Origin of the sequence: Microbacterium sp. CFBP9023 (genome assembly GCF_034045055.1) — a bacterium.
GTDB lineage: Bacteria > Actinomycetota > Actinomycetes > Actinomycetales > Microbacteriaceae > Microbacterium.
Map to the genome: position 1 here is coordinate 1,499,016 of NZ_JAXCWI010000001.1, position 21,787 is coordinate 1,520,802.

Genomic DNA, 21,787 nt, shown 5'->3' on the forward strand with positions numbered 1-21,787 from the left:
TGCGATGACGCTCCGAGACGACGCCGTCGCGGACGTGGCCGGGGGCACTGCACCCCCGGCCCCGTCCGCGGGCCGGCCACCGAGGGCGCGGTTGCGCACCCGACTGCTGGGTGCGCAGCCGATCGGCGGCCTGTTCGCGCTGCCGTACCTGGTCTTCGTGCTGGCGATCTTCGCGTTCCCGCTGGGATTCGCGGTCTACATCGCCTTCCACGACTACTTCTTCACCGCCCCCAACGTCGAGGTCGAGCGACCGTTCGTGGGCTTCGACAACTTCGTGACCGTGCTCACCGACCCGAGAGTGCTCGGTTCGTTCCGCAACACCCTGATCTTCCTCGTCATCAACGTGCCGCTCACCGCCGTGCTCTCGCTCGTGCTGGCTGCGGCGCTGAACACCGGCATCCGCTGGGTCGCCGCCTACCGCGTGGCGTTCTACGTGCCGTATCTGACGGCCAGTGTCTCGCTCGTCGGCGTGTGGATGCTGCTCTTCTCGGGCAACGGTCTGATCAACACGATCCTCGGCCCGCTCGCCCCCGATCCGTCGTGGCTCGTGAACAGCGGGCTGGCGATGCCGATGATCGCGCTCTACGTCACGTGGAAGCAGCTGGGCTTTTACATCCTGCTGTATCTCGCGGCGCTGCAGAACGTGCCGAAGGAGCTCTACGAATCGGCCGAGACCGACGGCGCGGGAGCATTCTCCCGATTCTGGAACGTCACGGTACCCGGCGTCCGTAGCGCCACCACGCTCGTGCTGATCCTGTCGATCATCACCGGAGCCAACCTCTTCACCGAGCCCTACCTGTTGACCAACGGCGGTGGCCCCGACGGCGCCTCGTCGACCCCCGTGCTGCTGATCTACCAGCTGGGCATCCAGCAGCAGAACCCCGACACCGCGGCAGCGATCGGCATGATCCTCGTGATCCTGGTCGGGATGCTGTCACTCGCCGCCAACCGCGCGACCAGGGAGCGATGACCATGAGACGCACGCGTTCGCTGCCCCGCATCCTGAGCCTGATCCTGCTCACGGTCGCGGCCATCGGCTTCGCCTTCCCGTTCTACTTCATGCTGGTCGGGGCCTTCCAGGAGAATCCGACGAACTCGCCCAGCGAGCTCTTCCCGACGAGCGGGTGGACGGTCGACAACTTCCTCGCGATCGACTCCCGCATCGACCTCGCGGGCTCCCTGCTCAACTCGCTGATCTTCACGGCGGGTGTGCTGCTGGGCACCGTGGTGTTCGGGCTGCTCGCCGGATATGCGATCGCGAGGCTCGACTTCCGCGGCCGTGGCGTCATCTGGGTGCTGATGCTGCTCGTGCAGATGGTGCCGTTCCAGCTGCTGATGATCCCGCTCTACGTGCAGATCACCCGCAACTACGGGCTCGGCGATTCATACATGGGCATGATCCTGCCGTTCCTCATCAACACGACCGCGGTGTTCATCTTCGTGCAGTTCTTCAAAGCGCTGCCCGTCGAGATCTTCGAGGCGGCGCGCATCGACGGAGCCGGCGAGATCCGGCTGCTGACGTCCGTCGCGATCCCGCTGATCAAGCCGGTACTCGTCACGGTGGTGCTCGTCACGTTCATCGGCCCCTGGAACGAGTTCCTCTGGCCGTTCCTCATCACGAAGGACGCGTCGCTGCAGCCGCTCGCCGTATCGCTCGCCAACTACATCTCCAACGTCGCGCAGTCGACGGCGAATCCCAACGGGGCCATCCTCGCCGGCGCCACGGCGCTCGCGTTCCCCGTCGTCATCCTGTTCATCGTCTTCCAGCGGTTCTTCCGAGCCACCGACCTCGGCGCCGCCGTCAAAGGCTAGCCAGAAAGGCACCCCATGTTCACCGGAGCAACCTTCCCCCTGGGCCCCTTCGTCCCCTACGAGGCCAATCCCATCCTTCGACCGAAAGGCGACAGCTGGGAGTCGGCCAATCTCTACAACCCGGCCGCGATCGTCGACGGCGACGAGGTCGTGCTGCTCTATCGGGCGCACGCCGACGACATCGTCTCGCACATCGGCATCGCGCGATCGAGCGACGGCGTGAACTTCACCCGCGAGGACGCGCCGATCCTCTCCCCCTCAGAGGACTACGAGCGCTTCGGATGCGAGGACCCGCGCATCGCGCTGATCGACGGCACCTACTATCTGACCTACACGGGATGGGACCGACGCAGCGCCCAGCTCTGCCTCGCCACCTCGACCGACCTGCGCACCTGGACCAAGCACGGCCCGCTGTTCGACGACTTCGACACGTTCAAGACCATGGATCCGCGTGGGTTCAACTGGTCGAAGGCCGGCGTGATCGTGCCGCAGAAGATGCACGGCAAATGGTGGATGTACTTCGGCGAGGGGGCGATCTACTGGGCGACCAGCGACGACCTCATCCACTGGACGCCGGGCACGGCCGACACCGATCCGATGTACTCGCCGACCCCGGGCACCTGGGACGAAGCGCTCGTCGAGATCGGCACCTCGCCCGTGCTCGCCGACAACGGACTGCTGGTGTTCCTCACGAACGGCGCGACGAGGGTCGTGCATGACGACGGATCGGTCGACGTCGACTACCGCTGCGGGCAGATCGCGATCGACCCCGACGAGCCGACGAAGGTGATCGCCCGCCTGCAGGAGCCATGGCTGAGGCCGCAGACATTCGAGGACATGAACGGCCTGGTGTCGAACGTCACGTTCGTCGAAGGACTCGTGAAGTTCCGAGGCAAGTGGTTCGCCTACTACGGGCAGTCCGACACGACGCTGGCCGTCGCCATCCACGATCCCGCGCAGCCGTGGGGCCGGGCGCTGAGAGACACGAACGAGGAATGAGAGCATGTCCATCTCCCGACGCACGTTCCTGACCGCCGCAGCCGCGACCTCTGCACTCGCGCTGCTTCCGCTCGACCCTGCCGGAGCGCACGCCTCGACGCCCGCCGCACCGCCGCTCGGATCTCGACCGATCGGCGCGGGTGGAGGCGCGCGGCTCACGAACCTCGCACACCTGCGCTTCCTGCTCGCCGAGGTTCCCGTGGTGGCGAGTACCACGCACACCACGTTCGGCATCGACGCCTCACCCCGCGTGCTCGCACCGTGGACCTATGCCGACACCGACGGTGCGGGCGGATTCCGTCCGGTGGGTGGCGGCACTCGCGACGCCGTGACCGGGTACTGGACGCAGGGCGCCTACAACGCGGATGACATCGCGCGAGCGGCGATCGTGTTCCTGCGCGCGTGGAAGGCGACCGGCGACGCGCAGGCCCGCGACGAGGCACGCGATGTGCTGAGGTCGCTGGCGTTCCTGCAGACGACGAGCGGGCCGAATGCCGGCCGGGTGGTGCTGTGGCAGCAGGAGGACGGCACCCTGAACCCCAGTGCGATCCCCGTCGAACTGCCCGACCCGTCGGACTCCGCCGAGTCCTACTGGCTCGCTCGTTCGGTCTGGGCATTCGGCGAGGGCTATGCGGCGTTCCGGCGGGAGGATTCCGAGTTCGCGGCATTCCTGCTCGCACGGCTGCATCTCGCTCTCGACGCGCTCGGTCGCGAGTCTCTGTCGCGTGCCGGTCACTGGGTGCGCAGCGACGGACGGGATCTGCCCGCCTGGCTGATCGCCGGCGGCGCGGATGCGACGGCCGAGGCCATGCTCGGGCTCGCTGCGGCGACCGAGGCCGGAGATGCGCGCAGCCGTCAGGCTCTGCAGACCTACGGAGAAGGGGTGGCCGCGATGGCCACCGACCCGGCGAAGGGATGGCCGTTCGGCGCCGTTCTGCCGTGGACCGGGTCTCTCGGTTTCTGGCATGCCTGGGGCGCTGCCGCACCGGAGGCACTGGCTCGCGCGGGTGCGCTGCTGCGCCGCCGAGAGTGGACCGCCACGGCTGTGGCGGACGCGGGGACGTTCACCCCGCAGGTGCTCGCCTCGGGCGGACCGCACAACGCCTGGGCGCCACTGCCCGCGGAGGCGCAGATCGCGTACGGCGCACACGGCCGCGTCGCGGGCGCCGTGCAGGCGGCGTCCGTCGGCGGAGAAGGTCTGCGCGTGCTCGCCGGGCTGACTGCCAGCTGGTTCTTCGGGGCGAACACCGCAGGCGTCCCGGTGTACGACCCGGCCACCGGCGTGACGTTCGACGGCGTGGAGACCGACGGGCGCGTGAATCGCAACTCGGGGGCTGAGTCCACGATCCACGGGCTGCTCACGATGCTGCTGCTCGACGCGAACCGCGACATCGCACGCATCGCGACATCGATCACCGGCCTGTCCTCGTTCTCGGGACTTCGGGTGATCGATGCCGAGGGCGCTCGGCTCTCGGCGGGCTGCGAGGTCGTGCGGCCAGAGGGCGGCGCGTGGATCGGCGAGAGCAACCTCTCGGGAGCCGCGTATGTGCGGGTTCCCGCGGGCGAGTCGGTCGAGTTCGATGTGACGGAGGCCTGCGGCATCCTGCACGGTCTCGTCTGGAGACAGAAGGCGGATGCCGGAGAGGCGGTGTGGGAGGTGTTCCGCGGTGGCAGGCGGCTCTGGAGCACGCGAACCCCTGCGGGAGGAACGGGCGATCGCGGTCTCACGGAGGCCGACGGCATGCTCGTTCCTCAGCTGCTCGGTGGCGATCTTCCCGCCGATGCGGTGACCGTCCGGTGCACGAGCACCGGCGATCTGCGTCTCGACGCTCTCGTCATCCAGCCGGCGGTGTCCACGGCCGTGTATGCCATGGCATCCGGTTCCGCGGTGCTGTACGCGAACGGCGCTCGGCGCGATCAGCGGGTCTCGCCCCTCGCTGCGGGATCGGGCCGAGCCTACGACGCCGACGGGTCGCAGCGTGGCCAGGCTGTGCAGGGCGGCAGGGTTCGCGTGCGCGGCGGAGGTTTCACCATCACGCGGTGAGGGCGCGGGGCTGTGCCGTCGGCACGCGTGCGGACTACGGTTGCGGTGTGCCTGCGCTTCCCGAGTACGACTCGCTGCCCGATCGCCCCGCCCCCGACAATCCCTCGGGAAAGCTCGTCCTCCTGCGCCACGGCGAGACGGAGTGGTCGAGGGCCGGCCGCCACACCGGCCTCACCGACATCCCGCTCACAGCGCGGGGTGAAGACCTCGCTCGCGCTGCCGGGAGGCTGGTCGCCGACTACGACTTCTCGCTCGTCCTGTCGTCACCCCTCGAGCGCTCTCGGCGCACGGCCGAGCTCGCGGGGCTTCACGCCGAGGTCGATCCGCTGCTCGTCGAGTGGGACTACGGCGGATACGAGGGTCGCACGACGAAGGACATCCGCGAGGAGCTCGGCTACGACTGGAGCGCCTTCACCCACGGTGTGATCCGGGGCGCGACGCCGGGCGAGACCGTGGAGGAGGTCGCCGCCCGCGCGTCCCGTGTGCTCACACGGGTGCTGCCGGCGCTGACCGAGGGCGATGTGGCACTCGTCGCGCACGGCCACTTCCTCCGCATCCTCACCGCCGTCTACCTGCGCCTCGCTCCGCGCTTCGGCGCGCAGATCACGCTGGATGCCGGATCGGTGTCGGTGCTGAGCTTCTATCGCGAGCAGCCGGCGATCCTGACGTGGAACTACGGCCTCGAGTTGCCCCTCGCACCGTCGGAGTCCTGACCCCCGCAGCGGAACGAGAGCACTGGAAACTCACGGCACGGTGACGAGCGAGATCGCATTGATCGTGGGAGCGCCGTCGAGAGCGAGCTCGAACCTCACCCCGGTCCGGGCATTCGTGACGTCGAACGCGATCGTCTCGTTCGTGCACGCGATCGGCTCCGACGGCGATCCCTCATCGAGTTCACTGACGGTGAGCACGATCGTCCCCTCGCCTCGGCATGCGAACTGCGCCTGATAGGTCCCCGGTTCGAGCGATGTGAAGCTGGTGACGTCGTTGGCCGAGCTGTTCTCGCTCATCCATCCGGAGAAGCCGAAGACGTATCCGGGCGAGTCCGACCCCGGTACCGCCGTCTGCGCCCACTCGGGGATCTCGTCCACGGGCAGCGGAAGCTGCGCCTCGTCGGAGTCGGCATCCTGAGTCGCCGTCGACGCGGAGCCGCTCGGAGATGGCGAGGGAGACGTCGATCCGGTCGCCGACCCCGACGGCTCTCCCGTGCATCCGGCGAGCGCGATGCCCGCCATCAGGACCAGTCCGATCGTCGCCGCTCTTTTCCTGAACATGCCTCCACGCTACGGATGAGCCAGGATGATGCAACCGCCGCGCCCGACACGCCATTCTTTTGAGTTACTCAAAATAAACGGTAGAGTCGGGGCCATGGAGACAGAACTCGACTCGGCACTTCGCGGTGCCGGGCTGCGTGCGACCGCGGGCCGCGTCGCCGTGCTCGAGGCACTGGAATCCATGGCCCACACGGATGCGGAGCGGATCTTCCGCACCGTGTCCGACGTGCTTCCGACGACGTCGATCCAGTCGGTGCACAACATCCTCGCGGACCTGACGACGGCGGGCCTCATCCGCCGGATCGAACCGGCAGGCTCCGCGGCGCTCTACGAGCGGCGCATCGACGACAACCATCACCACATCGTGTGCACCCAGTGCGGTGCGATCGGCGATGTGGACTGCGTCGTCGGCGAAGCGCCGTGCCTCACCCCGTCTTCGGCGGGGGGATTCACCGTCCAGACAGCCGAAGTGACCTTCTGGGGCCTGTGCCCCAGTTGCCAGAACGCCGCGCAGTAGCATCCGACGCCGATCCCGGGCACCCGGGATGATCGTCGTGTCTGCGTGCAGAAGGAGAAGAACATGACCGATCCATCGACCACCACCCAGACGGGCACACCCGTCGCGAGCGACGCGCACTCGCTCACCGTCGGAGCTGACGGCCCCACCGTTCTGCACGATCGCTACCTCGTCGAGAAGCTCGCGTCGTTCAACCGCGAGCGCGTGCCGGAGCGCAACCCCCATGCCAAGGGCGGCGGAGCCTTCGGAACGTTCACCGTCACCGAGGACGTGTCGGCCTACACCCGTGCCGCGGCCTTCCAGCCGGGCGCTCAGAGCGAGACGCTGCTGCGTTTCTCGTCGGTCGCCGGCGAGCAGGGTTCGCCCGACACCTGGCGCGACGTGCGCGGTTTCGCGCTGCGTTTCTACACGCCCGAGGGCAACCTCGACATCGTGGGCAACAACACCCCGACCTTCTTCCTGCGCGACGCCATGAAGTTCCCCGACTTCATCCACTCGCAGAAGCGTCTCGGCGACTCGGGTCTGCGCGACGCCGACATGCAGTGGGACTTCTGGACCCTCTCCCCCGAGTCCGCCCACCAGGTCACCTACCTCATGGGCGACCGCGGCCTGCCGCGCAGCTGGCGCCACATGAACGGCTACGGATCGCACACCTACCAGTGGGTCAACGCCGCCGGCGAGCGCTTCTGGGTGCAGTACCACTTCCTGTCGAAGCAGGGCGTCGAGGCGATGAGCGCCGAAGAGGCCGAGAAGCTCGCCGGATCGGATGCCGACTACTACCGTCGCGACCTGTTCGACGCGATCGCTCGCGGCGACGCCCCCTCGTGGGACGTCTACGTGCAGGTCATGCCCTACGAAGAGGGCAAAACCTACCGCTTCAACCCGTTCGACCTGACGAAGACCTGGTCGAAGAAGGACTACCCGCGCATCAAGGTCGGCACGTTCACGCTCGACCGCAACCCGCAGAACTTCTTCGCCGAGATCGAGCAGGCCGCCTTCTCGCCCGGCAACCAGGTTCCCGGCACGGGCATCTCGCCCGACAAGATGCTCATGGCTCGCGTGTTCGCATACTCGGATGCTCAGCGCTACCGCATCGGTGCGAACTACAACCAGCTGCCGGTCAACCAGCCGCACGCGGCCGAGGTGCGCAACTACATGCACGAAGGCCAGATGCAGTACAAGTTCAACCCGGCCGAGCACCGCGTCTACACGCCGAACTCCTACGGCCCCGCCGGCGGACCCACGGCTGACCCCGCTGCCGGTGTCGAGGCGAGCTGGGAGTCGGACGGCGAGCTGATCCGCGCCGCCGCGACCCTGCACCTCGACGACGACGACTTCGGTCAGGCGGGCACGCTCTACCGCACGGTCTTCGACGACGAGCAGCGCGCGCGCTTCCTCGACACGCTGACCGGCCAGGGACAGGGCATCACGATCGACGCGATCCGCGAGCGGTTCTTCCAGTACTGGACGAACGTCGACGCCTCGCTGGGCGACGCTCTGCGCGCTCGCTTCTGAGCCGCCTCCACTGAGGACCGAGACCCACCGTCCCTTCGGGGCCGGTGGGTCTCGGCGTCTCCGGGCATCGCAGGGGGAGCACAATGGATGCCGTGGCTGTTCCTCTCTCCGACCTGACCCAGATGCCCGAACCCCAGCAGGTGCACGCCGCCGATGGCACTCGCCTCGCGACATACACCTGGGGTGATGTGGATGCTCCCGTGGCGGTGATCGTGCACGGGTTCGCGTCGAGCGCCCGCGACACCTGGGTGCTCACGGGGTGGGTGCGCGAGCTCACGAAGGCGGGGTATCGGGTGCTCGCGCTCGATCAGCGGGGCCATGGGCTCAGCGAGAAGCCGCACCAGGCCGACGCCTACGGCATCCGCACTCTCGCGACCGACGTCGAGACGGTCATGGACATGTATCTCGTCGACGAGGCCGTCTACGTCGGATACTCGCTCGGGGCCCGGGTCGGCTGGGAGGTCGTGCGCGATCTGCCCCACCGGATCGGCCGCGCCGTGCTCGGAGGGGTGCCGGACGGCATCCCTCTCGCGCGGCTCGATCTCGACCAGGTGCGCGCGTATCTCGCCGACGGGACGCCCGTCGCGGATCCGACGACGCAGAACTACATCGCGCTGACCGAGCGCGTGCCCGGCAACGACCTCGGCGCACTCGTGGCGCTGGCCGAGGGGATGCGGTCGTCTCGGACGATCGATCCCGACCCGTCGAACGCGCCGGCGAGCCCGATCCTGTTCGCGACGGGGTCGAAGGATGCCATCATCGAGGGCTCTCGCGCCCTGGCGTCAGCTGCCCCGCAGGGACAGTTCTTCGAGATCCCCGATCGCAACCACTTCAACGCACCGGGATCGCGCGCTTTCAAGGAAGCCGCGCTCGCTTTCCTGTCGGAGAGCTGACCGCGGGGCGCCACGCCTGCCCACTCGTAGCGGAGGAGATCTCAGGCAACGAAGGATGCTTCTCAGCATCCGCTCCTTCGATCCGCGAGATCTCCTTCACTGCCGGAGCGGCAGCCGTCTGCCCGAGCACTGACCGCGGGCACGAGAAGAGCCCTCCGTCTCGGGGAGACGAAGGGCTCTCGGGGTGACGGTCAGACCGTCGCGTTCTCTTCGCGCTTCGGCAGCACCCATCCCGCACGCGGGAAGTGGCAGGTGTAGCCGTTGGGGTACTTGATCAGATAGTCCTGGTGCTCCTCTTCGGCCTGCCAGAACGGGCCGACGGGCTCGATCGTGGTCACGGCCTTGCCCGGCCACAGACCCGAGGCGTCGACGTCGGCGATGGTGTCGCGCGCGACGGCCTCCTGCTCGGGGCTGAGCGGGAAGATCGCCGAGCGGTAGCTCGAGCCGATGTCGTTGCCCTGGCGATCCTTGGTCGACGGGTCGTGGATCTGGAAGAAGAAAGCGAGGATGTCGCGGTACGTCGTCTTCGTGGGATCGAAGACGATCTCCACAGCCTCGGCATGACCCGGGTGGTTGCGGTAGGTCGCGTGGTCGTTGCTGCCGCCGGTGTAGCCGACACGGGTGTCGAGCACGCCGGGCTGGCGGCGGATGAGGTCTTCCATGCCCCAGAAGCAGCCGCCGGCGAGCACGGCGGTCTCGGTCCCGGGGGTGCGGGTGATTGTTCCGGTGTCGGTCATGAGTTCTCCTCGGAGTTCGGGGTGGGGAAGAGGTGACGGTAGCGACCGTACCCCTCATCTTCCAGGCTGTCAGCCGGGATGAAGCGCAGAGCGGCGGAGTTCATGCAGTACCGGAGTCCTCCTGCGTCTCGGGGTCCATCGTCGAAGACGTGCCCGAGATGGCTGTCCGCGCCGCTGGAACGCGCCTCGGTGCGCTTCATCCACAGCGTGCGGTCGGTGCGCGTGGTCACGGCGTCGGCCTCGATGGGCTTGGTGAAGCTCGGCCATCCGGTGCCGCTGTCGAACTTGTCGGTCGACGCGAAGAGCGGCTGACCCGAGACGACGTCGACGTAGATGCCGTCGTCGTGGGTGTTCCAGTACGCGTTGCGGAAGGGCGGCTCGGTCGCATCCTCCTGCGTGACCTCGTACTGCAGGTGCGTGAGGTCGCTGACGGCCTCGGGGGTCTTGCTGTACTCGTTCGACATGGTCTGTCTCCTTGTCCGACGCGGCTGGCTGCAGCGTCATAGAAGAGAACCAGGAGGATGCCGGTTTTGGTCCCGCGGGACTGTGAGCGCGCTGTGAGTTTGTGCGCAGTCGATAGAGTTGCTCCGCTACACACACACCAGGGAGACACACATGTCGGTTGGACTGCTCGCCGTCGTCGATGACATTCTCAGCGCGGCGATGAAGGCTTCGGCCAAGGCCGCCGGCGTCGTGATCGATGACGCCGCCGTGACCCCGCAGTACGTGCAGGGCATCACGCCCGCGCGCGAGCTGCCGGTCGTGGCGAAGATCGCCCTCGGATCTCTCGCGAACAAGTTCGTCATCATCATCCCCATCGCGCTGCTGCTCACCGCCTTCGCGCCGTGGGTGCTGCCGTATCTGCTGATCCTCGGTGGCGCCTACCTCTGCTTCGAGGGGGCCGAGAAGGTGCTCGAATGGTTCGGCGTGCAGCACGGCCATGCCGATGAGAGCGCCCGCAACGAGAACAAGCTCGTGTGGGGCGCGGTGCGCACCGACCTGATCCTGTCGACGGAGATCATGCTGATCTCGCTCGCCAACCTCGAGGCCGGCCTCGACATCTGGACGACCCTCGCGATCCTCGCCGTGATCGCGCTGCTCATGACCGGCGTCGTCTACGGTGCAGTCGCCCTGCTCGTGAAGATCGACGACATCGGTCTGAAGATGGCGAAGAACCCGTCCCAGCGAGTTCGCCACACGGGCACGCGCATCGTGCGCTCGATGCCGGCGGTCTTCCGCTTCATCAGCATCCTCGGCACCGTCGCGATGCTGTGGGTCGGCGGGCACCTGCTGCTCGTGAACCTCGGCGAGGTCGGCGTGCACTTCGGCGCCGACATCCTGCACGGCATCGAGCACTTCCTCGAGCCGGCCGGCGGTGTCATCGTCTGGATCGGCGACACGCTGTTCTCGGCCATCGCGGGCCTGATCGCGGGTCTGATCATCGTGGGGATCATCCTCGGGATCGGTCGCCTGATCGGCAAGAAGCCGAGCTTCCACGAGGGCGAGGAATCGCCCGCCGACGTGCACGTCTGACACCGACGCCGCTGTTCGAATCTCAGTCGGTATGCCGACATGCGATCCGGGGCGCGACTCACTCGCCGCGCACGTGATCCTCGGTGCGCAGCCATTCGTCGAACGTGATCGCTCCCTGCAGAGCATCGGCGTCGCCGCGCAGCGACCCCGACGCCAGCCCTTTCCCGTACGCGCCGGGCAGCCGCACCTCGAGCACCAGCCGCCGCGCCCCGTCGTACGCCAGCTGTCGTCGGGCCAGATCGAGCAGGATCTCGTCCCGTGGCCCGACGAGATCGCGCGCACGCCCCGCTGCCGCACCGGAGGCGACCCGAACCAGGTGTGCCCCCACCTCGCGCGCCGCCACCGGCCGCATGAGCAGCTTGGGCATCACTGCGACCGGCCCCGACATCCCCGACAGCAGCTGTCCCGGGAACTCGTGGAACTGCGCCGCCCGCGCGATCGTGAACGGCACAGTGCCCGCGGCCACCGCCCTCTCCTGGGCGAGCTTGCCCGCGTAGTAGGACGAGTCGATCCCGTCGATCCCCACGATCGACAGTGCGACATGATGCCCCACACCTGCCGCCTCCTCTGCGGCGAGCAGATTGCGCGTCGCCGTCTCGAAGAAAGCGACAGCCTTCGCCGCCGAGAGGGTGGTCGTGTTCGTGACGTCGATGACGGCATCCACACCCTGCAGCGCGTCGGAGAGTCCGACGCCCGTGATCACGTCAGCGCCGGCCGAACGCGCGAGCACGACGACCTCGTGCCCCGCGGCCCGCCCCGCCTCGACGACGTGGCCACCGACCACTCCCGTTCCTCCTGCGACTGCGATCCTCATCCGCGCTCCTCTTCGTTCCCGCGGCATGTCCGCGCCCAGCGTGCGCCCACCGCGCACCGTCCGCAAGAGATGACGAGACGGCATCCGAAAGTGTGAGGTCTCACACTCCGCAGCCCTGCGTCGTCATATTCTGCGAGAGCACCCGCGCCAGCGCACCATCGAAAGGCACCCCATGGACGACGACCTCGACGACGTCTTCCGCGAGCGTCGCCGCCTGCTGGCCCTCGGCTATCGGATGACGGGGACGCTGGCGGATGCCGAGGATGTCGTGCAGGAGACATACCTGCGGTGGTACCGGCTCGCCGAGGCGGAGCGCGAGGCGATCGCGAACCCTGCGGGCTGGCTCACGACCGTCGCCGGCCGTGTCGCCCTCGACCTTCTGGGCTCCGCGCGGCGCCGGCGAGAGCAGTACGTCGGGCCGTGGCTGCCGGAGCCCGTCCCGGCCGAGCTCTTCGCGGGGGCACTCGGCTCGCACACGGCATCGATGTCCGAGGATCCCCTCGATCGCATCACCCTCGACGACGACGTATCGACTGCGCTGCTCGTCGTGCTGGAGGCGATGACTCCGGCTGAGCGCGTCGCCTTCGTGCTGCACGACGTCTTCGCCGTGCCGTTCGACGAGATCGCCGAGGCCGTCGGCCGGTCCTCCGCCGCGGTGCGGCAGCTCGCGGCATCCGCTCGTCGTCACGTGCGCGAGAGTCGGGCGATCGCCGTCCCTCGCGCCGAGCACGACAGGGTCGTCCGCGCCTTTCAGGACGCCACACGAACCGGTGACGTCGTCGCGCTCGCGCGGTTCCTCGCCCCCGACGTCGAGCTGCGCAGCGACGGTGGCGGAGTGGTCAGCGCAGCCCGCAACGTCGTGAGCGGCGCCGACAATGTCGCGCGCTTCCTGCTCGGAATCGCAGCCAAGAACCCGCACTTCACCGTCGAGGAGAGGCAGTTCGGCGAGGGTCTCGGCCTGGTGTTCCGCGACGGAGGGAGGGTGCACTCGGTCATGAACCTGCACGTCGAAGACGGCGTGATCGATCAGCTGTTGATCGTCCTCAATCCCGCCAAGCTCACGCACTGGCGACTTCACACCTGAACCGACGTGGCGAGCCCTCCGAGACTCCGTGGACCCGGACCGTCTGCAGGGCCGCCGCATGGATGCAGGAGGATCCGAGGGATCCCGCCCTGCAGACGTGCCCCGGTCCTGCACGCGGCACACGAGGGAAGCCGCGGCGAGCCCTCGGAGACCGACCCCGCCCCGGCATCCTGCTACCGTCGTCCCGTGCGCACCCGAGCGCAGATGCAGGAGACCCGATGAGCGACCACCAGATCCGGGATGCCGAGACCGCCGACGTCGAGGCGATCACCGCCATCTACAACGACGCGGTGCTGACCACGACCGCCATCTGGAACGAAGAGGCCGTCACGGTCGATGACCGCACCGCCTGGCTCACCGAGCGCACCGAGCGCGGCTACCCCGTGCTCGTCGCCGTAGACGACACCGGCGTCCTCGGCTACGCGACATTCGGCGACTGGCGCCCGCACAGCGGCTACCGCCATACGGTCGAGCACTCCGTCTATGTGCGCGAGGGGCAGCGCGGGCGCGGCATCGGCAAGGCGCTCATGATCGAGCTCATCGACCGCGCGCGACGCCTCGGCAAGCACGTCATGGTCGCGGCGATCGAGAGCAGCAACACGGGGTCGATCATCATGCACAAGCGCCTCGACTTCATGCAGGTCGGACGGATGCCGCAGGTCGGCGCCAAGTTCGATCGCTGGCTCGATCTCACCTTCCTGCAGCTGGTGCTCGATGAGCGCCCGTTCCCGGACGAGCGCCCGTGAACCCGCTGCTCTGGCTCGCTGACGCCTTCAACTCGCAGTGGGTGCTCCCCGGCGGTCAGGTGCTGCTGATCCGCGAAGTGGTCGGCAACGCGTTCGGCCTGGCGAGCGCCCTCGGCGGCATGCAGCGCAAGATCTGGGCGTGGCCGGTCGGCATCGTCGGCAATCTGCTGCTGCTCACGGTCTTCCTCGGGTCGATCCTGAATCCCGACCACGAGCTGCCGCATCTGCTCGGCCAGGCCGGGCGTCAGATCATGTTCATCATCGTCGCGATCTACGGCTGGGTGCGCTGGCGCCAGGCCGCCTCGAACGGTGGGCGCGTGACCCCGCGATGGGCGCCCAACAGCGCCCGCATCGGCCTGGTGCTCGTGATGGTGATCGGCACGATCGCCCTCACTCCCCTGTTCCGCGCGCTCGGCTCGTGGGAGCCCGTGTGGGCGGATGCCTGGACCTTCGTCGGCTCGCTGCTCGCCACCTATGGCATGGCCAAGGGCTGGACCGAGTTCTGGCTCATCTGGATAGCCGTCGACATCGTGGGCGTGCCGCTGCTGTTCAGCTCCGGCTTCTACGCCACGGGCCTGATGTACGTGTTCTACGGCGTCTTCACCGCGGTCGGATTCGTCGTGTGGTGCCGCGCGCAGGCGAATGCCAAACCGCAGGTCGACACGATCATGCCGGATCCCCGCCCCATCACCTCCACCATGAAGACCGTCGACCGTCGACCGCGACCGCGACCGCGACCGCGACTGACCCGCCCCGACCACTCGGCGAATGTGTCGGCGCATGTCACCGGGGTGGCCGGGAGGTCGATCGACGGGTTTGCTGGTCCCCATGACCCGTCAGATCCGTTTCAACGCCTTCGACATGAACTGCGTCGCCCACCAGTCGTCCGGCCTGTGGCGGCATCCTGACGATCGATCGCGCCAGTACAACACCATCGCGTACTGGACCGACCTCGCGAAGCTGCTCGAGAGCGCGACCTTCGACGGCATCTTCATCGCCGACGTCCTCGGCACCTACGACGTCTACGGCGGGACGAACGAGGCGGCGATCCGCAACGGCGCCCAGGTTCCGGTCAACGATCCGATCCTGCTCGTCAGCGCGATGGCCGCCGTCACCGAGCACCTCGGATTCGGCATCACCGCCGGCACCGCCTTCGAGCACCCGTACCCGTTCGCACGACGTCTGAGCACCCTCGACCACCTGACCAACGGACGCGTCGGCTGGAACGTCGTCACCGGCTACCTGCCCAGCGCCGCGCGCAACATGGGCCAGGAGGACCAGCTCGCGCACGACGACCGCTACGACCATGCCGATGAATACGTCGAGGTGCTCTACAAGCTCTGGGAGGGGTCGTGGGAAGACGACGCGGTCGTCGAGGACCGTGAGCGCGGCATCTTCACCGACCCGTCGAAGGTGCACCCCATCGGCCACGAGGGCAAGCACTTCAGCGTTCCCGGCATCCACATCTCCGAGCCGTCACCGCAGCGCACGCCGGTCATCTACCAGGCCGGAGCGAGCCCCCGCGGCGTGCGCTTCGCGTCGGAGAACGCCGAGGCGATCTTCGTCGCCGCCCCGTCGAAGGAGGTGCTCGCCGGCACCGTGAAGCGCATCCGCGACGCACTCGAAGAGGCGGGCCGCGACCGCTACGACGCGAAGATCTACACGCTGCTCACGGTCATCACCGGGGCGACGAGCGAGGATGCCGCGGCGAAGCACGCCGAGTACCTCTCGTATGCGAGCCCCGAGGGCGCGCTGACGTTCATGTCGGGCTGGATGGGCGTCGACCTCTCGCGGTACGCCGAGGACGAGCCCGTCGGCAACGTCGAGTCGAACGCCATCCAGTCGGTGCTGCAGCACCTGAAGGAGGAGGCCGACCTCGGACGCGAGTGGACCGTCGGCGACTTCGGACGCCACAACGCGATCGGCGGCCTCGGCCCGACCATCGTCGGCTCGGGCGTCGAGATCGCCGACGAGCTGCAGTCGTGGGTGGAGGAGACCGACATCGATGGCTTCAACCTCGCCTACGCGGTCACTCCCGGCACCTGGCAGGACGTCATCGAGCACGTCATCCCGGTGCTGCGCGAACGCGGCGTCTACCCCGAGGAGTACACGCCGGGCACCCTCCGCAACAAGCTGCAGGGCAAGGGCGACCGCGTGCAGGACACGCACCGCGCCGCGAGGTATCGGATCGGGGCGAACGTCCCGGTCGCCTGACCCTCAGCGACCTTCGGTCGGGCGCGGTCAGTCGGCCTTCGAGGTGAAGAGCCCGCGCAGCACGAGGAACACCACGACCGCGACGACGAGCACGATCGCCAGCTTGGCGATGAACCACAGGATCGAGAACAGCGCGCTGACGATCCACCAGGCGATCACCACGGCGAGGACGACGCCGACGATGGTCCAGAGCGAGTTCTTGTTCATGGTTCCAGCCTAGGCGGCGCGGCGACGTCACAGATCCGAACGCTGCGGCATCCGCCCTTCCGCATCCGATGCGTCGCCGTCAATCCCCTTCCCGTGCGCTGATCACCGGGGTGAGACTGCAAGCATCCGACTCTTGGGAGCATCTCCATGTCTGCGCCAGCACTCACTTCGTCCGCCGTTCACGGCATCACCGCGAGAGGTCCCCTCAGCGACGCCGTCATCCGCCGACTGACCGGCGAAGACGCCGACGATCTCGGTGCCAGGGCCGAGGCTGCGCTCGCTTCGACCGATGACGTCGTGCGCGACGACGACATCCAGCTCGCGCTCTTCGTGCTCTACGCCTCGTCGTACGGGTCTCTTCCCGAGCTCGACCCCGCCCTCGAGTGGGATCCTGCGCTGATCGCGACACGGGGAATCCTCGAGCACGCGTTCGAGCGGGCACTGCGGGCGACTGTCCCGATGCCCGAACTCCCCGAGCCGACCGTCGATGCCGTCGGGCGGGCCCTCTTCGCCCTCGCCGAGGCCGACACGGGTCCCAGCCTGTCGCGCTACGTCGCGAAGAAGGCGACGGAAGAGCAGATGCACGAGTTCTTCATGCAGCGCTCGATCTACACGCTGCGCGAGGCCGACCCGCACTCGTGGGCGATCCCGCGCCTGCACGGGCGTGCGAAGGCGGCGCTCGTCGAGATCCAGTCCGACGAGTACGGCGGCGGGCGGCCCGACCGCGTGCACGCGACGATCTTCGCTCGCGCGATGCGCGGCGCCGGACTCGACGACACCTACGGCGGATACGTCGACGACGTGCCGGCCATCACGCTCGCCTCGCTGAACTCGATGTCGATGTTCGGCGTCAACCGGCGCCTCCTCGGCGCCATCGTCGGACACCTCGCCGCGTTCGAGATGACCTCGTCGATCCCCAACCGCCTGTACGCCGACGGCCTGCGGCGCCTCGGGTTCGGTGAGGACGTGACCGACTACTTCGATGAGCACGTCGAAGCGGATGCCGTGCATGAGCAGATCGCGGCGCGTGACCTCGCCGGCGGGTTGGCCGAGGATCACCCCGAGCTGCTGCCCGACATCATGTTCGGCGCAGCCGCCTGCCTGACCGTGGACGGCTGGGCAGCGGGCCACATGCTCGACTCGTGGACGCGCGGAGAATCCTCGCTGCGGCCGAGGGACGCACGATGAGCGCGCGCGAGAATGCCGTCACCATCACCGCCTACCCCGACGGACCGCTGCTCGTGCGGGGCGCGGCGGTGCTGGAGTCATCCGACGGCGAGCCGATCGAGGTCACGCGCCGCACGGTGGCGCTGTGCCGCTGCGGCCTCTCGACGATCAAGCCGTTCTGCGACGGCACCCACAAGGCCGCAGGGTTCCGCACCGACGCCTGATCTCAACCCGTCGGTCAGTGCCCGACTGCCGGCAGGCATCCGCCGTCCATGATGACGCCGCCGATCTCGACCGTGAGCACGTCGGCCGAGACCTCGCCGAAGATGCATCCGCCTTCGGGAGCAGCGGCACCGAAGGCCACGGCCCGCTCGTCGCCCAGCGTCTGGACGTAGGCGATGCCGGCGTCGGCGAAGACCTCCTCCACAGCGGCGACCGACAGGCCGCCGGAAGTGCGGAGCGACTCGAGGCCGGCGCGGATGTCATTCGCCGGTTTCTCGGCGGCGGCTCGGCTCTCCTCCGAGAGGTCGACGCGATCGCGGTAGCGCTCGTTCTGCGCCATCGCGTCGTCGGGGTCGTAGGGCGCGCAGTCCGGAGGCAGATCGACGCCTTCGATCTGCGGGCACGCTGCCGTGGGAGTGGGACTCGGAGATGCAGACGGCGATGCGCCAGGCGGGCCGGCGGTGGCCGTCGCGCACCCTGCGAGCATCATGGTCGTCGCAACGACGAGAAGCAGCCCTGCACCTCTCGACCTGTCCCCCCGGAGTCCGGTCATTCCCTCATGCAACCACACGGGAGCTCAGTGGCCAATGGTCATTCCGTGTGCGCCTCCGCTCACCGCGACAACGCCCCGGGTGCTGGCCGGATGCGGCGATGAGGCGCGACGACCCCGCTTCAGCCCGGATTCAGCGTGCGCCCGCCACACTGGAGGAATGCGGATCCTGGTGGTTGACGACGAGGTGCGGTTGGCCGACGCCGTCCGCCGGGGACTCGAGGCCGAGGGCTTCGCGGTCGACGTGGCGAACAACGGCGTCGACGGGCTCTGGCGTGCGCGCGAGACCCGATACGACGCGATCGTGCTCGACCTCATGATGCCCGGCATGAGCGGCTGGAAGGTGTGCGAGGCCCTGCGCGCCGAAGAGAACTGGACGCCCGTGCTGATGCTCACCGCCAAGGACGGCGAGTGGGATCAGGTGGAGGCCCTCGAGACCGGCGCCGACGACTATGTGACGAAGCCGTTCTCCTTCGCGATCCTCGTCGCCCGCATCCGCGCCCTCGTGCGCCGGGGGGCCGTGGCCCGACCGGCCGTCCTCGAAGCCGGAGACCTGAAGCTCGACCCCTCGTCGCACCATGTCTGGCGGGGCGAGACCCCGGTCACGCTGACCGCCCGCGAATTCGCCGTGCTCGAGCACCTGATGCGTCATCGAGGTCAGGTGCTCTCGAAGCGCGAGCTGATCGACGGCGTATGGGACGACGACTTCGACGGCGACCCCAACATCGTCGAGGTCTACGTCGGACACCTGCGCCGCAAGCTCGACAAGCCTTTCGGACGCGAGGCGATCGAGACGATCCGCGGCGCCGGCTACCGATTGGCGGCCGACGGTGGCTAGGCGCTCATTCCGATCGGTGCGCGCCCGGACGACCCTCGGCGCGACGCTCGTCGTGGCCGTCGCCCTGCTCATCGGGGCGTTCTCGTTCTACGGCATCCTGAGCTCCAGCATCCACGCGAGCGCGGAGCGTGCCGCCGAGCAGCGCCTCGACGAACTCGCCGATCGCTTCGACGGCCCCGGCGGCGGACCGGGCGGCGAACGCGGCATCGACACCCTCGACGACGAGATCGTGCAGATCGTCGGCGGCGACGGATCGGTGCGCGCCGCCAGTGAGGATGCGCGCGACGAACTGGGGTCGACCGCTCTGCCCGTCTCCGACGGAGCGCAGACCCTGACGATCGGCGGCGAGCCCATGCTCGTGGTCTCCGACGGCATCGAGGACGACGACACCCTCGTGCTGGCGGTGTCGATCGAAGACGGGGTCGAGACACTGTCGACGGTCGCGCTGCTGCTCGCGGTGGCCGTGCCGCTACTGCTGCTGCTCGTCGCCGTGACCACGTGGCTGGTCGTCGGGCGGGCCCTCCGACCGGTCACCCGCATCCGCGAAGAGGTCGACGGGATCACCGCCGAGCACCTGCATCGGCGCGTCGAGGTGCCGCCGTCATCGGACGAGATCGCGGCGCTCGCGACCACCATGAACCGGATGCTGGATCGCCTCGACGCCTCGGCGACGGCGCAGCGCCGTTTCGTCTCCGATGCGTCGCACGAGCTGCGCTCCCCGCTCGCGACGATCCGACAGCACGCCGAGCTCGCGCAGGCCCACCCGGCCACCACGAGCATCGGCGAGCTCGCGGAGGTCGTGTCCGATGAAGGACTCCGGCTCCAGGGCATCGTCGAATCGCTGCTGCTGCTCGCCCGACTCGACGAAGGCGGCGGCACGCACGACGAGGCGATCGATCTCGACGACCTCGCGCTCGCTGAGGTGAGGCGGCTGAGGTCTCGGGGCGTCGAGGTCGACGGCTCCGGCATCCGTGCGGCCCGTGTCACCGGAGACCCCCGCCTGCTCGGTCAGCTGCTGCGCAACCTCGCCGACAACGCCGTCCGGCACAGTTCGGCTCGCGTGGCCATCAGCGTGATCCCGCAGGATTCGTGGGTGTTCGTGACCGTCGAGGACGACGGCTCCGGCGTGCCGCCCGACGAGCGCGAGCGCATCTTCGAACGGTTCGTGCGGCTCGACGAGGCGCGCAGCCGGGATGCCGGAGGCAGCGGTCTCGGCCTCGCGATCGTGCAGGGCATCGCCGTGGCCGGCGGCGGCACCGTCTCGGTCGACGCCTCCCGTTGGGGCGGCGCGCGCTTCGTCGTGGCCCTGCCCCTCTCGGACTGACACTCTCTCGGCATCCGGGCCGTCCGCAGGACCTGACGCCTCAGCATCCGGGCCGTCCGCAGGACCTGGCACCTCGCCATCCGGGCCGTCTGCACGACCTGGCACCTCAGCATCCGGGCCGTCTGCAGGACCTGGCACCTCAGTATCCGGGCCGTCTGCAGGACCTGCCACCTCAGCATCCGGGCCGTCTGCAGGACCGAAGAACGGATGCGGGAACAGGATCCATGTCTCGTCCTGCATCCGTGCCCGGATCCTGCAGGTTGTACGTGTCACTGCGGCCGAGACGCCCCTGCTTCCTGAAGACGCCTTCAGGACGCTTCAGGGTGGCTTCAGCACTGCCGCGAGAGCATCGAGACATGAACGACAAGAACCCGACCCCCGACCAGACGCCCGAGAACCTCCCGACGAACGCGACTCCCCCAGCGCCGCCCGCACCCCCCGCGCCCACCGCGACGCCGTCCCACGATGGTGAGACCGTTCCCGTCGCGCCGCTCGCGGCTGAGAACGCCGCCCCGGCATCCGCGTCCGCAGCTCCCGCGAAGCGCGGTCGCAAGCGCGCTCTGCTGATCGGCGGCGGAGTCGCCGCTGCCCTGATCCTCGCCGGTGGAGGCGTGGCCGTCGGAGCAGCCATCGGGGACGACATCGGCGACGACGACGACCGCCCCTCGGTCTCGGACGGACCCCGCGACGACGACGGAGACCGCGGTGGACAGCCCGGCGATAACCGTGACGACAGCGACAGCGACGATCAGGGCTCTCCGCAGGGCGGCGGCCCCGTGACCGGGATCGGCACGGACTCGGCCGACGAGCTCGTGGACATCGCGGATGCCGCCCGCGGAGCCGCCGAGGGCGACGTCACCTCGATCGACGCGAAGCGCGACGGCACCTGGGAGGTCCAGCTGACCGCCGCGAACGGCAGCGAGACCGAGGTGCGAGTGGATGTCGACCTCGCCGCCACCGTGATCTCGACCGAGCAGGAGGACGACGACACGGCTCCGACCCACACCCTCGACGAGGCCGCGATCCGTGCCCTCGTGGATGCCGCACTGACCGAGGCCGACGGGATGATCACCGACCTCGACGCCGACAACGACGAGGTCAGCCCCTACGACGCGTCGGTGCTCACCAGCGACCGCCGCTCGATCGACATCGACTTCAGCGCCGACTACGCGGTCGTCGGCACCGACATCGACGACTGATCGCCCTCGTCGTTCCTCGAGCCGCCGGCCCTCTGGGGTCGGCGGCTCGACGCGGTTTCAGCCAGACGTCCCGGCAGCGGAACCCGGCTCCCGCAGGC

The 21,787-nt window shown here is 68.6% G+C and carries 23 protein-coding genes and 1 pseudogene; 18 read left to right on the top strand and 6 right to left on the bottom strand.

The window, feature by feature from the left end; translation table 11 throughout:
• Window positions 1–4 precede the first annotated feature (4 nt).
• From SOM10_RS07295 to SOM10_RS07315, 5 genes are read left to right on the top strand one after another with little or no spacing between them, the layout of a single operon-like run.
• Window positions 5–970: a sugar ABC transporter permease gene (locus tag SOM10_RS07295; RefSeq protein WP_320489219.1), complete on the top strand. Its 966-nt coding sequence runs from the start codon at window positions 5–7 to the stop codon at window positions 968–970.
• Window positions 971–972: 2 nt separating this feature from the next.
• Window positions 973–1,812: a carbohydrate ABC transporter permease gene (locus SOM10_RS07300; RefSeq protein ID WP_053098169.1), complete on the top strand. Its 840-nt coding sequence runs from the start codon at window positions 973–975 to the stop codon at window positions 1,810–1,812.
• A gap of 15 nt (window positions 1,813–1,827) precedes the next feature.
• Window positions 1,828–2,811, top strand: a complete 984-nt coding sequence (locus SOM10_RS07305; RefSeq protein WP_053098170.1) for a glycoside hydrolase family 130 protein — start codon at window positions 1,828–1,830, stop codon at window positions 2,809–2,811.
• 4 nt (window positions 2,812–2,815) lie between these two features.
• Window positions 2,816–4,855, top strand: coding sequence for a hypothetical protein (locus SOM10_RS07310; RefSeq protein ID WP_320489222.1), 2,040 nt, complete (start codon window positions 2,816–2,818; stop codon window positions 4,853–4,855).
• Window positions 4,856–4,902: 47 nt separating this feature from the next.
• Window positions 4,903–5,568 (top strand): histidine phosphatase family protein, encoded by a 666-nt coding sequence (locus tag SOM10_RS07315; protein WP_320489224.1) that lies wholly within the window; start codon window positions 4,903–4,905, stop codon window positions 5,566–5,568.
• A gap of 30 nt (window positions 5,569–5,598) precedes the next feature.
• Here the strand turns inward: SOM10_RS07315 and SOM10_RS07320 are convergent, their stop codons facing one another.
• A complete protein-coding gene (locus tag SOM10_RS07320; protein WP_320489226.1) occupies window positions 5,599–6,129 on the bottom strand; it encodes a hypothetical protein in 531 nt (176 codons plus the stop codon).
• A 94-nt stretch (window positions 6,130–6,223) separates the two neighbouring features.
• Between SOM10_RS07320 and SOM10_RS07325 the strand changes: the two genes are divergently transcribed.
• The 3 genes from SOM10_RS07325 (at window position 6,224) to SOM10_RS07335 (ending at window position 9,054) form a co-directional block, all read left to right on the top strand.
• Window positions 6,224–6,646, top strand: a complete 423-nt coding sequence (locus SOM10_RS07325; protein ID WP_053098173.1) for a Fur family transcriptional regulator — start codon at window positions 6,224–6,226, stop codon at window positions 6,644–6,646.
• A gap of 63 nt (window positions 6,647–6,709) precedes the next feature.
• Window positions 6,710–8,161 (top strand): catalase, encoded by a 1,452-nt coding sequence (locus SOM10_RS07330; protein ID WP_053098174.1) that lies wholly within the window; start codon window positions 6,710–6,712, stop codon window positions 8,159–8,161.
• Window positions 8,162–8,244: 83 nt separating this feature from the next.
• Window positions 8,245–9,054 (top strand): alpha/beta fold hydrolase, encoded by an 810-nt coding sequence (locus SOM10_RS07335; RefSeq protein WP_072592122.1) that lies wholly within the window; start codon window positions 8,245–8,247, stop codon window positions 9,052–9,054.
• 191 nt (window positions 9,055–9,245) lie between these two features.
• Here the strand turns inward: SOM10_RS07335 and msrA are convergent, their stop codons facing one another.
• Window positions 9,246–9,791: a peptide-methionine (S)-S-oxide reductase MsrA gene (gene msrA, locus SOM10_RS07340; protein ID WP_053098176.1), complete on the bottom strand. Its 546-nt coding sequence runs from the start codon at window positions 9,789–9,791 to the stop codon at window positions 9,246–9,248.
• Window positions 9,788–10,255: a peptide-methionine (R)-S-oxide reductase MsrB gene (msrB, locus tag SOM10_RS07345; RefSeq protein ID WP_053098177.1), complete on the bottom strand. Its 468-nt coding sequence runs from the start codon at window positions 10,253–10,255 to the stop codon at window positions 9,788–9,790. The genes msrA and msrB overlap by 4 nt, the downstream gene beginning before the upstream one ends.
• A gap of 151 nt (window positions 10,256–10,406) precedes the next feature.
• Between msrB and SOM10_RS07350 the strand changes: the two genes are divergently transcribed.
• Window positions 10,407–11,324, top strand: coding sequence for a DUF808 domain-containing protein (locus tag SOM10_RS07350; RefSeq protein WP_053098178.1), 918 nt, complete (start codon window positions 10,407–10,409; stop codon window positions 11,322–11,324).
• Window positions 11,325–11,382: 58 nt separating this feature from the next.
• On the opposite strand, the gene SOM10_RS07355 is transcribed toward SOM10_RS07350, so the two are convergent.
• A complete protein-coding gene (locus tag SOM10_RS07355) occupies window positions 11,383–12,138 on the bottom strand; it encodes a 3-beta hydroxysteroid dehydrogenase (protein ID WP_320489228.1) in 756 nt (251 codons plus the stop codon).
• Window positions 12,139–12,310: 172 nt separating this feature from the next.
• Here SOM10_RS07355 and sigJ point away from each other — a divergent pair, with 172 nt between their 5' ends.
• The 4 genes and pseudogenes from sigJ to SOM10_RS07375 all read left to right on the top strand — a co-directional run bounded on the left by sigJ (window position 12,311) and on the right by SOM10_RS07375 (window position 16,182).
• On the top strand, window positions 12,311–13,222 hold the full coding sequence (gene sigJ, locus SOM10_RS07360) for an RNA polymerase sigma factor SigJ (protein WP_320489229.1): 912 nt from the start codon (window positions 12,311–12,313) through the stop codon (window positions 13,220–13,222).
• Between the two features lie 218 nt (window positions 13,223–13,440).
• A complete protein-coding gene (locus tag SOM10_RS07365; RefSeq protein WP_320489230.1) occupies window positions 13,441–13,968 on the top strand; it encodes an N-acetyltransferase family protein in 528 nt (175 codons plus the stop codon).
• Window positions 13,965–14,648 (top strand): annotated as a pseudogene (gene pnuC / locus SOM10_RS07370) (nicotinamide riboside transporter PnuC); the annotation flags it as partial. The gene SOM10_RS07365 and the pseudogene pnuC, both read left to right, overlap by 4 nt.
• Window positions 14,649–14,796: 148 nt before the next feature.
• On the top strand, window positions 14,797–16,182 hold the full coding sequence (locus SOM10_RS07375; protein ID WP_320489232.1) for an LLM class flavin-dependent oxidoreductase: 1,386 nt from the start codon (window positions 14,797–14,799) through the stop codon (window positions 16,180–16,182).
• A 27-nt stretch (window positions 16,183–16,209) separates the two neighbouring features.
• Here the strand turns inward: SOM10_RS07375 and SOM10_RS07380 are convergent, their stop codons facing one another.
• Complete coding sequence (locus SOM10_RS07380) at window positions 16,210–16,389, bottom strand: hypothetical protein (protein WP_053098182.1); 180 nt, start codon at window positions 16,387–16,389, stop codon at window positions 16,210–16,212.
• Between the two features lie 147 nt (window positions 16,390–16,536).
• On the opposite strand from SOM10_RS07380, the gene SOM10_RS07385 reads away from it, so the two are divergent.
• Together SOM10_RS07385 and SOM10_RS07390 are read left to right on the top strand one after the other, a co-directional pair.
• Complete coding sequence (locus SOM10_RS07385) at window positions 16,537–17,577, top strand: iron-containing redox enzyme family protein (RefSeq protein ID WP_072592124.1); 1,041 nt, start codon at window positions 16,537–16,539, stop codon at window positions 17,575–17,577.
• Window positions 17,574–17,780: a CDGSH iron-sulfur domain-containing protein gene (locus SOM10_RS07390; RefSeq protein ID WP_320489233.1), complete on the top strand. Its 207-nt coding sequence runs from the start codon at window positions 17,574–17,576 to the stop codon at window positions 17,778–17,780. The genes SOM10_RS07385 and SOM10_RS07390 overlap by 4 nt, the downstream gene beginning before the upstream one ends.
• 14 nt (window positions 17,781–17,794) lie before the next feature.
• Here the strand turns inward: SOM10_RS07390 and SOM10_RS07395 are convergent, their stop codons facing one another.
• Window positions 17,795–18,331 (bottom strand): hypothetical protein, encoded by a 537-nt coding sequence (locus tag SOM10_RS07395; protein WP_320489234.1) that lies wholly within the window; start codon window positions 18,329–18,331, stop codon window positions 17,795–17,797.
• Between the two features lie 157 nt (window positions 18,332–18,488).
• On the opposite strand from SOM10_RS07395, the gene SOM10_RS07400 reads away from it, so the two are divergent.
• From SOM10_RS07400 to SOM10_RS07410, 3 genes are all read left to right on the top strand, one after another.
• On the top strand, window positions 18,489–19,166 hold the full coding sequence (locus SOM10_RS07400) for a response regulator transcription factor (protein ID WP_072592125.1): 678 nt from the start codon (window positions 18,489–18,491) through the stop codon (window positions 19,164–19,166).
• Window positions 19,159–20,490 (top strand): HAMP domain-containing sensor histidine kinase, encoded by a 1,332-nt coding sequence (locus SOM10_RS07405; protein ID WP_320489235.1) that lies wholly within the window; start codon window positions 19,159–19,161, stop codon window positions 20,488–20,490. Before SOM10_RS07400 ends, SOM10_RS07405 begins: the two co-directional genes overlap by 8 nt.
• A gap of 356 nt (window positions 20,491–20,846) precedes the next feature.
• Complete coding sequence (locus SOM10_RS07410) at window positions 20,847–21,689, top strand: hypothetical protein (RefSeq protein WP_320489237.1); 843 nt, start codon at window positions 20,847–20,849, stop codon at window positions 21,687–21,689.
• Window positions 21,690–21,787: the final 98 nt, after the last annotated feature.

What these genes read in the sequence shown, in the direction of transcription:
- SOM10_RS07320 (WP_320489226.1), bottom strand. Translation starts at nt 6,129, where the DNA reads ATGTTCAGGAAAAGAGCGGCGACGATCGGACTGGTCCTGATGGCGGGC.
- SOM10_RS07335 (WP_072592122.1), top strand. Translation starts at nt 8,245, where the DNA reads ATGGATGCCGTGGCTGTTCCTCTCTCCGACCTGACCCAGATGCCCGAA.
- SOM10_RS07350 (WP_053098178.1), top strand. Translation starts at nt 10,407, where the DNA reads ATGTCGGTTGGACTGCTCGCCGTCGTCGATGACATTCTCAGCGCGGCG.
- msrA (WP_053098176.1), bottom strand. Translation starts at nt 9,791, where the DNA reads ATGACCGACACCGGAACAATCACCCGCACCCCCGGGACCGAGACCGCC.
- SOM10_RS07310 (WP_320489222.1), top strand. Translation starts at nt 2,816, where the DNA reads ATGTCCATCTCCCGACGCACGTTCCTGACCGCCGCAGCCGCGACCTCT.
- SOM10_RS07355 (WP_320489228.1), bottom strand. Translation starts at nt 12,138, where the DNA reads ATGAGGATCGCAGTCGCAGGAGGAACGGGAGTGGTCGGTGGCCACGTC.
- SOM10_RS07365 (WP_320489230.1), top strand. Translation starts at nt 13,441, where the DNA reads ATGAGCGACCACCAGATCCGGGATGCCGAGACCGCCGACGTCGAGGCG.
- sigJ (WP_320489229.1), top strand. Translation starts at nt 12,311, where the DNA reads ATGGACGACGACCTCGACGACGTCTTCCGCGAGCGTCGCCGCCTGCTG.
- SOM10_RS07300 (WP_053098169.1), top strand. Translation starts at nt 973, where the DNA reads ATGAGACGCACGCGTTCGCTGCCCCGCATCCTGAGCCTGATCCTGCTC.
- SOM10_RS07305 (WP_053098170.1), top strand. Translation starts at nt 1,828, where the DNA reads ATGTTCACCGGAGCAACCTTCCCCCTGGGCCCCTTCGTCCCCTACGAG.
- SOM10_RS07395 (WP_320489234.1), bottom strand. Translation starts at nt 18,331, where the DNA reads ATGACCGGACTCCGGGGGGACAGGTCGAGAGGTGCAGGGCTGCTTCTC.
- SOM10_RS07380 (WP_053098182.1), bottom strand. Translation starts at nt 16,389, where the DNA reads ATGAACAAGAACTCGCTCTGGACCATCGTCGGCGTCGTCCTCGCCGTG.
- SOM10_RS07400 (WP_072592125.1), top strand. Translation starts at nt 18,489, where the DNA reads ATGCGGATCCTGGTGGTTGACGACGAGGTGCGGTTGGCCGACGCCGTC.
- SOM10_RS07295 (WP_320489219.1), top strand. Translation starts at nt 5, where the DNA reads ATGACGCTCCGAGACGACGCCGTCGCGGACGTGGCCGGGGGCACTGCA.
- SOM10_RS07410 (WP_320489237.1), top strand. Translation starts at nt 20,847, where the DNA reads ATGAACGACAAGAACCCGACCCCCGACCAGACGCCCGAGAACCTCCCG.
- msrB (WP_053098177.1), bottom strand. Translation starts at nt 10,255, where the DNA reads ATGTCGAACGAGTACAGCAAGACCCCCGAGGCCGTCAGCGACCTCACG.
- SOM10_RS07385 (WP_072592124.1), top strand. Translation starts at nt 16,537, where the DNA reads ATGTCTGCGCCAGCACTCACTTCGTCCGCCGTTCACGGCATCACCGCG.
- SOM10_RS07325 (WP_053098173.1), top strand. Translation starts at nt 6,224, where the DNA reads ATGGAGACAGAACTCGACTCGGCACTTCGCGGTGCCGGGCTGCGTGCG.
- SOM10_RS07375 (WP_320489232.1), top strand. Translation starts at nt 14,797, where the DNA reads ATGACCCGTCAGATCCGTTTCAACGCCTTCGACATGAACTGCGTCGCC.
- SOM10_RS07330 (WP_053098174.1), top strand. Translation starts at nt 6,710, where the DNA reads ATGACCGATCCATCGACCACCACCCAGACGGGCACACCCGTCGCGAGC.
- SOM10_RS07390 (WP_320489233.1), top strand. Translation starts at nt 17,574, where the DNA reads ATGAGCGCGCGCGAGAATGCCGTCACCATCACCGCCTACCCCGACGGA.